The following is a 12627-nucleotide window of genomic DNA, read 5'->3' as shown; positions in this document are numbered from 1 at the left end:
CGTTTCGATACGCCATCCATCGAGGCGAACGGTCCCCAGGATCGCCCGTCTCGTGACTGCGCTGGTGTCCCGCGAGGGATTTAAAAGGGAACGCGGTGAGGGGTTGCCCCGAAGCCGAGGCTGTCCCTGCAACTGTAAGCGGCGAGCGCGCTGCACATCGCCCGCGTCTGTGCGACGGGGGCAGCCACTGGGCCGGACACGCTTGCGTGATCGCCCTGGGAAGGCCGTGCAGCGTGGCGGTGACCCGTGAGCCAGGAGACCTGCCGGCGTGGGTCGCTCTTGCCTTGGTCCAGGGGATGGCCGCGGCACGGTGAAGTCCGTCGAGCGACGAAAGTGCGGGGGGCCGCACGAGCAGGCGTGCCGGTCGCGATGGCGTCCGGGCGGCACGACTGTCGCCGTCGATACGGAAGGCCCGCCGGTTTCGTCCGACGCCGGGGGACTTTTCATGCGATTTCGATCGTTCTGCGCGGATCGGGTACCGGCCGCGCATCACTCCAGCGCGCAGCGGGCGGCCCGATGACCGCGCTCCAGCCAAGCCGCAAACGGCGTTTGCGGGCGCGCATCATCGCGCTGTTCGCGCTGCTTCTCGCGGCGAATATCGGCGCGTGGATCTGGGCCGGCAGCCTGTTCCACGCCGCCCCTGCCATGCTCGGCACCGCGCTGCTCGCCTGGACGCTGGGGCTGCGCCACGCGGTCGATGCCGATCACATCGCCGCGATCGACAACGTCACGCGCAAGCTGATGCAGGACGGCACGCGGCCGATCAGCGTCGGCCTGTGGTTCGCGATCGGGCACAGCGCGGTGATCCTGATCGCCTCGGTCGCGATCGCCGCCACCGCCAACGCGCTCGCGCAGTTCGAGACGCTCAAGGCCGCGGGGGGCGTCATCGCGACGATATTCTCCGCCGGCTTCCTGTTCGCGATCGCGGCGATCAACCTCGTCATCCTCTGCTCGGTCTGGAGGACCTTCCGCCACGTCCGCGACGGCGGGAGCTACGACGCCGACGATCTCGACGTGCTGCTCGCCGGCAAGGGGCCCCTCTCGCGCCTGTTCCGGCCGTTGTTCCGGTTGATCACGCGGCCGTGGCACATGGCGCCGCTCGGTTTCCTCTTCGGCCTGGGCTTCGACACCGCGACCGAAGTGGCGATCCTCGGCCTCTCGACCGCACAGGCGGCACACGGTTTCTCGTTTGCCGCGGTGCTGGTGTTCCCGGCGCTGTTCGCGGTCGGGATGGCGCTGGTCGATACCGCCGACGCCATCCTCATGCTCGGCGCCTATGAATGGGCGTTCGTCCGGCCGATCCGCAAACTCTATTATAACGTGACGATCACCGCGGTCTCGGCGCTGGTCGCGGTGATGATCGGCGGGATCGAGACCGCCGCCTTGCTCGCCGACAAGCTCAGCCTGTCGGGCGGGATCTGGGACGTGGCGAACGGGCTCGGCAGCCACCTCAATCTGCTCGGCTTCTGGATCATCGGCCTGTTCGCGAGCGCCTGGATCATCAGCTTCCTGATCTATCGCTGGATGCGCTTCGACGAGATCGCGGTCCACGAGCCGCCCCCAGCGCTCGCCCCGTAGCGGGGCGTCAGGCGGCCTTGCGCGGGGCCGCCTCGACCTCCGCCATCCAGTGCGGGATATGCTGTGCGGCGAGCATCGCCTCGGGCGCGATCCGGTCGGCGACGACCGCGAAGCGATCGCCATCGACGAGCACTTCGGGCACCAGTGCGCGGCAATTGTAGGTCGACGCCATCGTCGCGCCATACGCCCCGGCGGTGCGAAACACGGCGAGGTCGCCCGACGCCACCGCATCGATCTCGCGCCCCATCGCGAAGGTGTCACCACTTTCGCAGACCGGGCCGGCAATGTTGGCGGTCATCCGCTGCCCGCTCGGCCGGACCGCTACAAAGTCGTGGAACGCGTCATAGAGCGCGGGCCGCGCAAGATCGTTCATCGCAGCGTCGACGATGACATAGGGGTCGACCGCGCCCGGCTTCACCCACAGCACTTCCGTTAGCAGCACGCCCGCGTCGCCGGCGATGAAGCGGCCAGGCTCGAACAGCAGCGTCACATCCCAGCCGCGCGTCACGCGCGCCACCATCGCGCCGTACGCCGCCGGGCTCGGCATTTGCTCGCCCGGCCGGTATGACAAGCCAAGACCTCCCCCGAGATCGACGTGCGTGATCGTGTGCCCCGCCGCGCGCAGCCGCGCCACGAGCGCGCCGACGCGCGCGTAAGCGGCTTCGAGCGGCGCAAGATCCGACAGCTGGCTGCCGATATGGATCGCGATTCCGCGCAAATCGAGCCCGTCGCGCCCGGCGAGACGCGCATAGATCGCCGCCGCATCGTCCAGCGCAACACCGAACTTGTTCTGCTTGCGGCCGGTCGAGATCTTCGCGTGGGTGCCCGCGTCGACATCAGGGTTCACGCGCAGCACCGCGGAGGCGCGCACGCCGCGCGCTGCCGCCATCGCGGCGAGGACCACGCCTTCCGCTTCGAGTTCGAGGTTGAACTGCCCGATCCCGGCGTCGAGCGCGGCGGCGAGTTCACGACGGGATTTCCCCACCCCCGAAAAGACGATGCTCTCAGCCGGCATTCCTGCGGCGCGTGCATGCAGCATCTCGCCCGCCGAAACGATATCGGCGCCATAACCTTCTGCGGCGAGCAGCTTCAGCACGGCGAGGTTGGGATTGGCCTTCACTGCGAAGGCAAGCTGCTTGCGCGGCACGGACGCCAGCCCGGCGCGGAACGCGCGCGCGGAGGTGCGGAGCGCGGCGGTCGAATAGACGTAGGCCGGGGTGCCGACCGCGGCGGCGATCGCCGGCAGCGCGACGTCCTCGACATGGAGGACGCCGTCACGACAGTCGAAAGGAAAAGGCATAGGAGTCCGTTCCGGGAAGGATCGTGTGGAGACGCGTGGATCAAGCGTTGCCGTCGTCGGTCCGCTTGTGGCGTCGGACGCGGATCGCCTGCGCGAGCAGGCGGTGTCGGCTGCGCTCGACGCGGAGCGCAGCGGGGACGCGCTTGCCCTGGACGATCAGGACGAGCCCGGTGAGCGTCAGGATGAACGCGACGAGGCTCGCCGCCGCGTGCGTGCCATCGCCATCCGCCACCCGGACGCTGGTGGCGACGACGACCAGCGCGACGCCGAGCCCACGCCAGAGGAGATCGCGCTGCGTCACGCCGCGCACCGTGCCGCCGGGTGATCCACGATCACGGCATGGCCGGCACAAAGCGCGGTCCGCTCGGCGCGGATTGCAGCGTCGCCATGGGCCCCGCCGCATCCGTGCCACAGCACGATGTCGGCCGGAAAATCGCATTCCGCGCCTAACGCCGCAACGGGATCACCGCGTTCGAAGACGATTCCGATCGCCGGGTCGCGGACTGCCGCGGCGGCAACCCTGGCGCGCCCGATCAGCGTCGGGGCGGCGTCGATGCCGCGCGCCTCGATCGCGGTGAAGCCGAGCGCGCGCGCGAACCGCACCGCGCACAGCAGCAGCGTCCCCGCCCCGCAATCGACATCGACGATCCGCACGCTGCAGCGCTTGGCGGCGCGCAAGGCGGCGAGCGTCGCTGCAACTTCGGGCCAGCGCGTGTCGCGGCAGCGCGGGCGGCGCGGGGCAGCGACGATGCGTTTGCGGGTACCGCGGTGAAGGCAGGACGGGCCATCGATCGTATGTTCGGCAGCATAGGTCATTGCTGTGCACCCGAAAGCGCATTGCGGCGGGAGATCGGGCGCATCAGGCGGCCTTCCGATGATCGCGCGCGGTTTCCCACGGCTGAACCGGCGCAAAGGAAATCGTCGCGACCAGCGGAGACGCCGCCATCACGATCACGGCGCCCGCAAAGGCATGCAGCTCGCTGCGCGCAAAACCGATCGCCGCGGCACGCGACACGAAGCGGCCTTCGAGCGCGCCGCCGCTATCCTGCACCAGCCAATGGCCGGCGCGATCCTGTCCAACTTTCAAAACCGGGCGCGCTTGGTCGGGCTCCGGGTTGAGTGATGCTGTCATGTCTCGACTTCCTCATGCGGATCATCCCAGAAACCGATACCGCCGCAGCGACGCTCGAGAGCGGATGTCCTTGCAGGAAGCCAAATAGCGACTGCGCGCATAAAGGCGCGAGACTGTTTGGGCGGCAAACGCGTAGAATCCGCGTAATCCCCGCCGCATGCTTGCATCCGTCGAAGCTCGCACGGGCTGCTAGTCTCGTCCTATCGCGCGGAGCCCCGAACACGGATTTTGCGTGTCAGGATCGCATGATCGCGCGGGTCTGCGGCGGGTTCGTTGCCGTGGGCTGCCCCCCGAGGCAGCCTCGGTCCGCGGATGACGATCCGGAGCTCTGAAAATCCTGCATCGGGCCGAGAATGGCTGACGACATCAGGGAAATCGCGTCGAATGATCGCTCCGATCAGTGTGATCGGAAAATGGCCCGAGATAGGGCACAAAGTGCGTGGCTTATCCTCCTGTCGGCGGTAGAACAGCCCACAGGAAATGGGCGCACACTCGGTATGGCACAAACGTTGGAACTCCCGTCTGCCCCGAACCGCCACATCCGTCTTGTCAAAGATAGCCCGATTCCGTCGGTGATCAGTGATCCGCGATTGCCCGACAATCCGATCGTCGCCTGCAACGATGCGTTCTGCGATTTGACCGGATATCCGGCAGACCTCGTCGTCGGACGGAACTGCCGTTTCCTCTCTGGCCCCGCGACCGAACCCTGGCTGACCGAGGAAATCCGGCGCGGGGTCCGCGAGCATCGCCCCGTGCTCGTCGAAATCCTCAACTACAAGCGCAGCGGCCAGCCATTCCGCAATGCCGTGCTCGTCGCGCCGATCTATGACGAGCAGGACGCGTTGCTGTATTTCCTCGGATCGCAACTCGAGATCGACGCCGGCGCGGCAAGCCCATCGAGCATGCGCCGTATCCGCGCGGCGGAAATGGTCAAGGCGCTGTCGCCGCGGCAGGGCCAGGTGCTCAAGCTCGTCGCGAACGGCCTGCTCAACAAGCAGATCGCGGCCGAACTCAATCTGGCCGAAAAGACGGTCAAGATGCACCGTGCCATTCTGATGGATCGCCTGGGGTTGAACACGACCGCAGACCTTATCCGCCTCGCTGTCGAGGCTGGCCTGTAATACCGCGTTACCCCGGTACGGCACAAAGCCCGTATCGCCGCCGCTACCGGCTCATTCTAGGAAAGTGGGGTTGCCACAGCGGCATTGCCGCACCCGTTCAGCCATTCGGTGTGCGGTCAGGGTTACCCTCGCCCGTGTGGTGCTGCTGTGGCGACAAATCTGGAGATGAAGGGGCGCTCCGCCACGACTGAGCGGCATCCTGAATCCCCCCCTGCCCGGCGCATCCGTGCCGCGTACCCTTGCGACGGAGATTCCGATGGATATCGTCACGCCCTTTCAATTCTCGCTCGTCTACAATGCGTTCTCGTTCACCTTCGCGGCGATGGGCGCCGCGACCGCATTCCTCTGGCTCAGCCGCGGGCAAGTCGCGCCGGCCTATCGCACCGCGCTGACCATTTCGGGGCTCGTCACCGGAATCGCCGCCTATCACTATTTCCGGATCTTCGAGAGCTGGAACGAAGCCTATACCTTCAAGGACGGCATCGTCACCGCGACGGGCTACGCGTTCAACGATGCGTATCGCTACGTCGACTGGCTGTTGACCGTGCCGCTGCTGCTGATCGAACTCGTGCTCGTGATGCGGCTGTCGCGCGAGGAGACGTCGTCCAAGGCGATCCGCCTCGGCTCGGCGGCGGCGCTGATGATCATCCTCGGCTATCCCGGTGAGATCGCCAGCGACATCCCGACCCGCGCGATCTGGGGGACGCTGTCGGCGATCCCGTTCGTCTACATCGTGTGGGAATTGTTCAGCGGCCTCGGCGCCTCGATCAAGCAGCAGCCTGCCAGCGCACAAGGTCTGGTTCGCAAGGCGCGCCTGCTGACCTTCGCATCGTGGGGTTTCTACCCGATCGTCTACATGGCACCGTATGCCGGGCTGACCGGCGGCAACGTCACCACGACGATCCAGATCGGGTATACGATCGCCGATATCGTCGCCAAGGCCGGCCTCGGCATCCTGATTTTCCTGATCGCGGTCCGCAAGTCGGAAGCCGAAGCCGACGGGCATAAGGGCTATGCTGCCTGATCGCATGACGGCGCTTGCCTACCCGCACCCGCCATCGGTTCGCCGTGCCCCTCCCGGGCGCGGCGATGTCGTGTATCCAGCCTATTGGATCGCGGCGGCCGGACTGATCGGGATGACGCTGATGGGCGTTCCGCTCACGCAAACCGCCGCCGCGCTGGTCTTTATCGCGGGCGGGCTCCCGCACGGGGCCTATGACATCGCGCTGTTGCGTCGATCGGTCGCACTCGACCGTTCGGGGCTCTGGCTCGCGGTCGGCGGATATGTGGCGATCGCCGTGCTGATGGTCGCGCTGTGGATGACGCTGCCGCTGGTCGCTCTTGTGGTGTTCCTGGCGGTCGCGTCGGTCCATTTCGGCGAGGATTGGCCGATGCTCGAAGAACCGCTGCTGCGGTTTGCCGCGGGCGCCGCGGTGATCGCGGCGGCGACGCTTGGTCATCCCGCCGAGGTGTCGGCGCTGTTCGCCGCGATGAGCGATCCGCGCGCGGCGGTCATTGCGCAAATCATCACCGCCGCAGCGCCGGTCGCGCTGCTCGTCACCGCGGTCGGCGTCGCGCTTGCGTGGCGCGATGGCAGCCGCCACTGGGCTGCGGCGATGAGTCTGTGCCTTGTCCTGCTTGTCATCCTCCCGCCCGTCACGGGCTTCGCGCTGTTTTTCGTCTTCCTCCATTCGCCGCGGCACTTGGCGCAGACCCGTTCGGCCTTACATGACATGACACTAGGGCGCTGGATCGGGACTGGCGCTTTGCTCTCCGGCCTCGCGATCCTTGGCTGGTGGTGCCTGCGTGGCTTCGTTCCGTCCCGCGTCGACGCGAGCCTGGTCGCGCAGGCGTTTCAACTGCTAGCGTCGGTGGCGGTGCCGCATCTGTTGCTCTCGCGCTGGATCGAAAGACGGCTTATCGCCGTGCCTTACTCTCACGAAAAGACATCGACCCCATGACTCGTCGTACTGCGATCGTAATTGGCTCCGGCATTGGCGGCATCGCGTGCGCGATCCGCTTGCAGAGCCTCGGCTTCGACACCAGGATCGTCGAACAGCTCGATGATGTCGGGGGCCGCGCGTATGTTAGGCGCGCCGAGGGCTTCACCTTCGACATGGGGCCGACCGTGCTGACCGTGCCGCATTTCATCGAGGAACTGTTCTCGCTTGAGCGCGATCACGCGATGCTGGCGCAACCCGACTTTCCCGCCGAAGTACTTGCCGAAAAGCGGATTCTCGAAGGTGTCAGCGGTGGGCCCAACACCAGTCGCTATCTCGAGATCGTCCCCGTCCTGCCCTTCTACCGGATCTATTTCGACGACGGCACTTTCTTCGATTACGACGCCGACCCGGTCAACGTCCGCGCGCAGATCGCCCAGCTCGCGCCCGAGGATCTCGACGGCTACGAACGCTTCCACGAAGCCGCGCGTGCGATCTTCCAGCGTGGCTTCCTCGAGCTCGGCTACACTTATTTCGGCAGCCTTGGCTCGATGCTCGGCGTCGTGCCCGACCTGCTCAAGCTCGGTGCGGTCCAGCCGCTGTTCTCGCTCATCAGCAAATATTTCAAGAGCGACAAGATGCGGCAGGTGTTTAGCTTCGAGCCGCTGCTGATCGGCGGCAACCCGCTTAAGGTGCCCGCCATCTATGCGATGATCCACTTCGTCGAAAAGACCTGGGGCGTGCATTTCGCGATGGGCGGCACCGGCGCGCTGGTGAAGGCGATGGTAACCAAGTTCGAGGAACTTGGCGGCACGGTGCAGCTCAACGCCGAGGTTGCGCGGATCGACGTCGAGAAGCGCGGCAGCAAGCGCGTCGCGACGGGCGTGACGCTGGCGTCGGGCGAGCGGCTCGCTACCGATCTCGTCGTGTCGAACGGCGATTATGCGACGACCTATCTCAAGCTGATCGACAAGGCGCATCGGCGGATCAATCGCGACGCGGTGGTCAAGTTCCGCAAGCAAAGCATGTCGCTGATGGTGATCTATTTCGGCTATCAGAAGCGCGACGGCGATCCCGATTTGCGCCACCACAACATCATCCTCGGCCCGCGCTACGAGGAACTACTGACCGACATTTTCGAGCGCAAGATCCTCGCGGAAGACTTCTCGCAATATCTCCACATCCCGACGATGACCGACCCCAGCCTCGCGCCGCCAGGGCATCACGCGGCCTACACGCTGATCCCCGTCCCCAACACGCTCGGCGATGTCGACTGGGACGTGGTGGGCGAGGCCTTCGCGCAGAAGGTGCTGACCTTCCTCGACGAGCGCGGCTACATCCCCGACCTCGGCGAGCGGCTGGTCTATCAGAGCTTCGTCACGCCCGACTATTTCGAGCAAGTGCTCGGCGCGTATGCCGGCAACGGCTTCGGGGTCGAGCCGCGGTTGACGCAGACGGCTTTCTTCCGCCCGCACAATCGCAGTGAGGACATCACCAACCTCTATCTCGTCGGCCAGGGCACGCAGCCGGGCGGCGGGACGCCGTCGGTGATGATGTCCGCGAAGATGACCGCACGCGAGATCGCGCGCGATTACGCGATCGATCCGGCGATCGTCGCGGGCGTCCCGGCGGCGCGCTAGGCTGGGCCGATCCGGTCGGCGAGCATCCGGCCGGACAGCCACGCGCTTTCGATCCGCGGCGCGACCAGCCAGTCGCCGACCGCGCCGATGCGCTTGGCGGGATTCCACAGCGCCCCGTGCTGTGTCGCCTTGACGCGCGCATAGCGCCAGCGGTGACCGATCCGGACGGTGGGCGGGGGCAGTGCGCGCGTGGCTTGGTCCGCCAGCGCGGCGAGCAAAGCATCTACGACGCTCTCGGCCGCATCCTCGAGATGTAGGCGGGACCAGTCCGGCGTCGCCTGGAGCACCCAGGCTTCCCCAGCGCCGCGTCCGGGCTTGGCGCTGTTGCGGGCCGCCCAGCCAAGGATGCCGGTGTCGCGCAGAATGTCGGTTGCTATCGCGATCGGTTCGTCGAACGCCACCATCGCGGTCCAGCACGGTGCCGACGGGCACGCCTGCGCCATCGCCGCCATCGCGGGATCATGCGCGACCAGCAGCGGTGCTGCCTGCTCGGCAGGCGTCGCGATCACGACCGCGTCGAACGCCATGTCCGAAGCAGGGTCGAGCTTCCAGAACGCGCCGTCCTGGCGGATCGTGTCGACCTTGGTGGTCCAGTGGACGTCCAACCGTTCTGCGATGGCCTTGACCACCGCGCTCATCCCGGGCGTTCCGACCCAGGCATCGTCGCCCGCGCTCGGCCATGCCGCCGTGACGTTCGCGGTGGCCCACTGCGCGACTTGCGCGGCAAAGGCGGAGTCGCGTGCCGTGAAATATTGCGCGCCGTGGTCAAAGGCGACGTCGCCGTCGGGTCCCGGCGCGCGCCGCGTCGCCATCCGCCCGCCGGGCCCGCGCCCTTTGTCGAACATCAGGACGGTGTGGCCGCGGGCCTGCAGCGTTTCAGCGCAGGACGCTCCTGCGATCCCTGCGCCGACGATGGCGATCTTCATTCGAGTTCCCGTCCGATAGGCACGACGTATGACACCGGCGGCGCTATAAAGACCAAGCGCCGCCGGTGTCGACGGTCAGGCCTTGGGCAAGATCACGGCGTCGATGACGTGAATCACGCCATTCGTGCACTCGATGTCGGCGGTGACGACCTTCGCGCCGTCGACGGTCACGCCATTCGTTCCATCGACATGGACGGTCGCACCGCCGGCAGTGGCCGGGTCGAGCACCTGGCCGGCGACATCAGCCGCCATCACCTTGCCGGGAATGACGTGGAGGAGGAGGATCGCGGTCAGCTGGTCCTTGTTCTCGGGCTTGACGAGCGTCTCGACGGTCCCTGCGGGCAGGGCTGCGAACGCGTCGTCCGACGGCGCGAACACGGTGAAGGGGCCGGCCCCTTTCAGCGTCTCGACAAGGCCTGCGGCAGTCACTGCGGCGACCAGGGTCGAGAAGGAACCCGCAGCAACGGCGGTATCGACGATATCGTGGCGTGGATCGGTCATTATGGAATCCTTTGGCTGGGCCGGTGTCGCGCCTGAAGTCAGCGCATACCGCCTCTTGCGAGTTGGTATCGCTGCGCTCCGACGCTGCGTCGCCTTCCCATAGTGACAGCGGACTCCCAATACGGGCTTTGGCCCATCTTGGCGTTCACCCCTACGAGATTGCCCCGCACATGCGTTCCCGCCATCCCCTTGATGCTGCTGCGTTGGGTGAAGGGGCTGTCACGCAGTGCAATCTGTAAGCCCGTGTAATACGGCGAGCGCGCGATGCCGCGCGCATCGCGTTCCCGCTCAAGAGAAATAGCTCTCGACCGCGGCCTTGCTGAGTTTCTCGAGCGTAGCCGATCCGCCGATCGGCAACCTTGCGATCAGCCGTCGGTGTGCATCGCCAGGCCATGGCGGACGAGGATTGCCTGCGGGTCCGCATCGCGACCGCGGAAGGCGCGGAAGCTGTCTGCGGCTGGACGACTCGCACCGCGCGAAAGCACCTCTTCGCGAAACAGAGCGGCGGTGGCGCGGTCGACCAATCCTGCCTCCGCAAAACGCTGGAACCCGTCCGCCGCAAGCACTTCCGCCCACAGATAGCTGTAATAGCCCGATGCATAGCCGCCGGCGAAGATATGGGTGAAGCCGTGCGGGAAGCGGTGCCATGCCGGTGGGCGGACCACCGCGACCTCGTCGCGCACGGCCTCGATCACCTCCATCGGGTCGCTGCCCAGCGTGCCCAGATGCAGCAGCAGGTCGAACAGCGCGAATTCCACCTGGCGGACGACGAACATGCCGGACAGGAACCGGCGCGCCGCCACCAGCGTGTCGAACACCCCGTCTGGCAACGGCGCACCGGTTTGGTGATGGCCCGACATGCCGCTCAGCACGTCGCGGTCCCAGGCGAAATCCTCCATCAACTGGCTCGGCAGCTCGATCGCGTCCCATTCGAACCCGTTGGTGCCGGCGATGCTGGGACGATCGACGCGGGTGAACAAATGGTGCAGGCAATGCCCGGTCTCGTGCAGGAAGGTGACGACTTCCCGGTGGCTGAGCAGCGAGGGGCTTGCTTCGGTTTTCGGTGCAAAGTTGCAGACGAGATAGGCAACCGGCACCTGTCGGCTGTTGCCATCCTTCAGCCGCGGACGCGCCTGCGCCATCCACGCGCCGCCGCGCTTGCCGCTGCGAGCGTGCAAGTCGACATAGATGCCGGCGATGACTGCGCCATCCTCGTCCGTCACGTCGTAATAGCAGGCATCGGGATGATAGACGGGCACGTCGGCGCGCGCGATCATGCGGATGCCGAACAGACGATCGAGCAGCCGCTGCCAGCCGGCGATGACGCGTTCGACCGGAAAATAAGCGCGCACCGCCTGCTCGTCGACGGCATAGCGCGCGGCGCGCAGCCGATCCGAGACATAGGCCAGATCCCAGGGTTGAAGCGCCGCGATTCCCAGATGGTCGGCGGCGTACTCCGCCAGCTCGGCATATTCGCGGGTCGCGGCAGGCTTCGCCCGGCGGCCGAGATCGCGGAGAAAAGCCAGCACCGCGCCGGCGTCGGGTGCCATCTTGGTGGCCAGCGACCACGCGACCGGATCGGTGAAGCCGAGCAACCGCGCACCCTCGCGCCGCAGGTCTAGGATCCCCGCGATCCGGCCCGAATTGTCGAACTGGTCCGCATGCGGTCCCTGATCCGATGCGCGCGTGCCAAATGCGGTATACACCCGCTCGCGCAGGCCGCGGTCCTCGGCAAACGTCAGGACGGCGTTCACGCTCGGCATCTGGAGCGTCACGACCCATCCAGGCAGCCCGCGCGCGGCGGCCGCGGCGGCGAACATCGCCGTGTCGGCCTCCGAAATGCCGGCCAACACGGCCGCATCCTCGACATGCTCGAACCAGGCGTCGGTCGCATCGAGCACGGCGTTGCCGAATGCGGTCGACAGGTGCGACAATTCGACCGAGATCGCCGCAAAGCGCGCGCGCTCCGCTGCCTCCAACGCGACGCCTGCCAAGGCGAAATCGCGGATCCTGTGCTCGACGGCGGCGCGATCAGGGTCTGCCAGCGCCGCGAATTCCGATGTTGTGGTGAGCGCGACCAGCACCGCATACACCGCTTGGTTCTGCATCACCTGCAGGCTGTTTTCGACCAACCTTTCCTGCCCGGCCACGAAAGCGGCGCGCAGTTCGGGCGTGTCGGCGACAGCGTGCAGGTGCGAAACCGCCGACCAGACCGCCGTGATCGCAGTGTCCGCACGCTCGAGCGGCAACCATGCCTCGGCAAAGCTGCGCGGCTGCGTCGCAACGATCCGCTCAACCACCGCGCGATGGTCGGCGATGACCTTGTCGAGCGCGGGCGCAACGTGCTCCGGCCGGATATCGCCGAAACGCGGCAGGTCCAGCGTGTCGAGCAGAGGGTTCGTCATCGTTTTATCCACTTCAGGTTTCAAACCATCAACGCGGTATCGACGCCGTCGGCGGCAATCGCACGGGCTTTATTTCCGGCGAGG

12 protein-coding genes and 1 riboswitch are annotated in these 12627 nt (G+C 66.6%); of the genes, 5 read left to right on the top strand and 7 right to left on the bottom strand.

What is annotated here, in order from left to right; all coding sequences use genetic code 11:
- Nucleotides 1–45: 45 nt before the first annotated feature.
- Nucleotides 46–283, top strand: a riboswitch (cobalamin riboswitch).
- 233 nt (nucleotides 284–516) lie between these two features.
- Nucleotides 517–1578 (top strand): HoxN/HupN/NixA family nickel/cobalt transporter, encoded by a 1062-nt coding sequence (locus tag QN347_RS00210; protein WP_322164046.1) that lies wholly within the window; start codon nucleotides 517–519, stop codon nucleotides 1576–1578.
- Between the two features lie 7 nt (nucleotides 1579–1585).
- On the opposite strand, the gene lysA is transcribed toward QN347_RS00210, so the two are convergent.
- From lysA to QN347_RS00190, 4 genes are read right to left on the bottom strand one after another with little or no spacing between them, the layout of a single operon-like run.
- Nucleotides 1586–2878, bottom strand: coding sequence for a diaminopimelate decarboxylase (gene lysA / locus QN347_RS00205; RefSeq protein ID WP_322164047.1), 1293 nt, complete (start codon nucleotides 2876–2878; stop codon nucleotides 1586–1588).
- 40 nt (nucleotides 2879–2918) lie between these two features.
- A complete protein-coding gene (locus tag QN347_RS00200; RefSeq protein ID WP_322164049.1) occupies nucleotides 2919–3179 on the bottom strand; it encodes a hypothetical protein in 261 nt (86 codons plus the stop codon).
- Nucleotides 3176–3694 carry an SAM-dependent methyltransferase gene (locus QN347_RS00195; RefSeq protein WP_322164050.1) on the bottom strand — a complete coding sequence of 173 codons (519 nt, stop codon included), beginning with the start codon at nucleotides 3692–3694 and terminating at the stop codon, nucleotides 3176–3178. The genes QN347_RS00200 and QN347_RS00195 overlap by 4 nt, the downstream gene beginning before the upstream one ends.
- Nucleotides 3695–3737: 43 nt before the next feature.
- The gene (locus tag QN347_RS00190; protein WP_322164051.1) at nucleotides 3738–4010 is read right to left on the bottom strand and encodes a hypothetical protein; all 273 of its coding nucleotides are present in this window, start codon (nucleotides 4008–4010) and stop codon (nucleotides 3738–3740) included.
- 497 nt (nucleotides 4011–4507) lie between these two features.
- Here QN347_RS00190 and QN347_RS00185 point away from each other — a divergent pair, with 497 nt between their 5' ends.
- From QN347_RS00185 to crtI, 4 genes are all read left to right on the top strand, one after another.
- Entirely contained in the window at nucleotides 4508–5131 is a 624-nt protein-coding gene (locus QN347_RS00185; RefSeq protein ID WP_133191934.1) for a LuxR C-terminal-related transcriptional regulator, read from the top strand.
- 256 nt (nucleotides 5132–5387) lie between these two features.
- The gene (locus QN347_RS00180; RefSeq protein WP_133187805.1) at nucleotides 5388–6155 is read left to right on the top strand and encodes a bacteriorhodopsin-like; all 768 of its coding nucleotides are present in this window, start codon (nucleotides 5388–5390) and stop codon (nucleotides 6153–6155) included.
- Nucleotides 6156–6159: 4 nt separating this feature from the next.
- Entirely contained in the window at nucleotides 6160–7092 is a 933-nt protein-coding gene (locus tag QN347_RS00175; protein ID WP_322164052.1) for a Brp/Blh family beta-carotene 15,15'-dioxygenase, read from the top strand.
- Nucleotides 7089–8711: a phytoene desaturase family protein gene (gene crtI / locus QN347_RS00170; protein WP_322164053.1), complete on the top strand. Its 1623-nt coding sequence runs from the start codon at nucleotides 7089–7091 to the stop codon at nucleotides 8709–8711. The genes QN347_RS00175 and crtI overlap by 4 nt, the downstream gene beginning before the upstream one ends.
- On the opposite strand, the gene QN347_RS00165 is transcribed toward crtI, so the two are convergent.
- From QN347_RS00165 to QN347_RS00155, 3 genes are all read right to left on the bottom strand, one after another.
- Nucleotides 8708–9637, bottom strand: a complete 930-nt coding sequence (locus QN347_RS00165) for an NAD(P)/FAD-dependent oxidoreductase (protein WP_322164054.1) — start codon at nucleotides 9635–9637, stop codon at nucleotides 8708–8710. The genes crtI and QN347_RS00165 overlap by 4 nt on opposite strands.
- A 75-nt stretch (nucleotides 9638–9712) precedes the next feature.
- On the bottom strand, nucleotides 9713–10138 hold the full coding sequence (locus tag QN347_RS00160; RefSeq protein WP_322164055.1) for a fasciclin domain-containing protein: 426 nt from the start codon (nucleotides 10136–10138) through the stop codon (nucleotides 9713–9715).
- A gap of 365 nt (nucleotides 10139–10503) precedes the next feature.
- Nucleotides 10504–12543, bottom strand: a complete 2040-nt coding sequence (locus QN347_RS00155) for a M3 family metallopeptidase (protein ID WP_322164056.1) — start codon at nucleotides 12541–12543, stop codon at nucleotides 10504–10506.
- Between the last annotated feature and the right edge of the window lie 84 nt (nucleotides 12544–12627).

Source organism: Sphingomonas sp. 10B4 (assembly GCF_035019905.1).
Classification (GTDB): Bacteria; Pseudomonadota; Alphaproteobacteria; order Sphingomonadales; family Sphingomonadaceae; genus Sphingomonas; species Sphingomonas glacialis.
The sequence above is the reverse complement of the archived record's forward strand: the minus strand, read 5'-3'. Positions and strand labels throughout refer to the sequence as shown.

Coding starts and splice junctions, on each gene's coding strand:
- QN347_RS00185 (WP_133191934.1), top strand. CDS start 4,508: ATGGCACAAACGTTGGAACTCCCGTCTGCCCCGAACCGCCACATCCGT.
- QN347_RS00210 (WP_322164046.1), top strand. CDS start 517: ATGACCGCGCTCCAGCCAAGCCGCAAACGGCGTTTGCGGGCGCGCATC.
- QN347_RS00180 (WP_133187805.1), top strand. CDS start 5,388: ATGGATATCGTCACGCCCTTTCAATTCTCGCTCGTCTACAATGCGTTC.
- QN347_RS00160 (WP_322164055.1), bottom strand. CDS start 10,138: ATGACCGATCCACGCCACGATATCGTCGATACCGCCGTTGCTGCGGGT.
- QN347_RS00195 (WP_322164050.1), bottom strand. CDS start 3,694: ATGACCTATGCTGCCGAACATACGATCGATGGCCCGTCCTGCCTTCAC.
- QN347_RS00190 (WP_322164051.1), bottom strand. CDS start 4,010: ATGACAGCATCACTCAACCCGGAGCCCGACCAAGCGCGCCCGGTTTTG.
- QN347_RS00175 (WP_322164052.1), top strand. CDS start 6,160: ATGACGGCGCTTGCCTACCCGCACCCGCCATCGGTTCGCCGTGCCCCT.
- QN347_RS00155 (WP_322164056.1), bottom strand. CDS start 12,543: ATGACGAACCCTCTGCTCGACACGCTGGACCTGCCGCGTTTCGGCGAT.
- QN347_RS00165 (WP_322164054.1), bottom strand. CDS start 9,637: ATGAAGATCGCCATCGTCGGCGCAGGGATCGCAGGAGCGTCCTGCGCT.
- crtI (WP_322164053.1), top strand. CDS start 7,089: ATGACTCGTCGTACTGCGATCGTAATTGGCTCCGGCATTGGCGGCATC.
- lysA (WP_322164047.1), bottom strand. CDS start 2,878: ATGCCTTTTCCTTTCGACTGTCGTGACGGCGTCCTCCATGTCGAGGAC.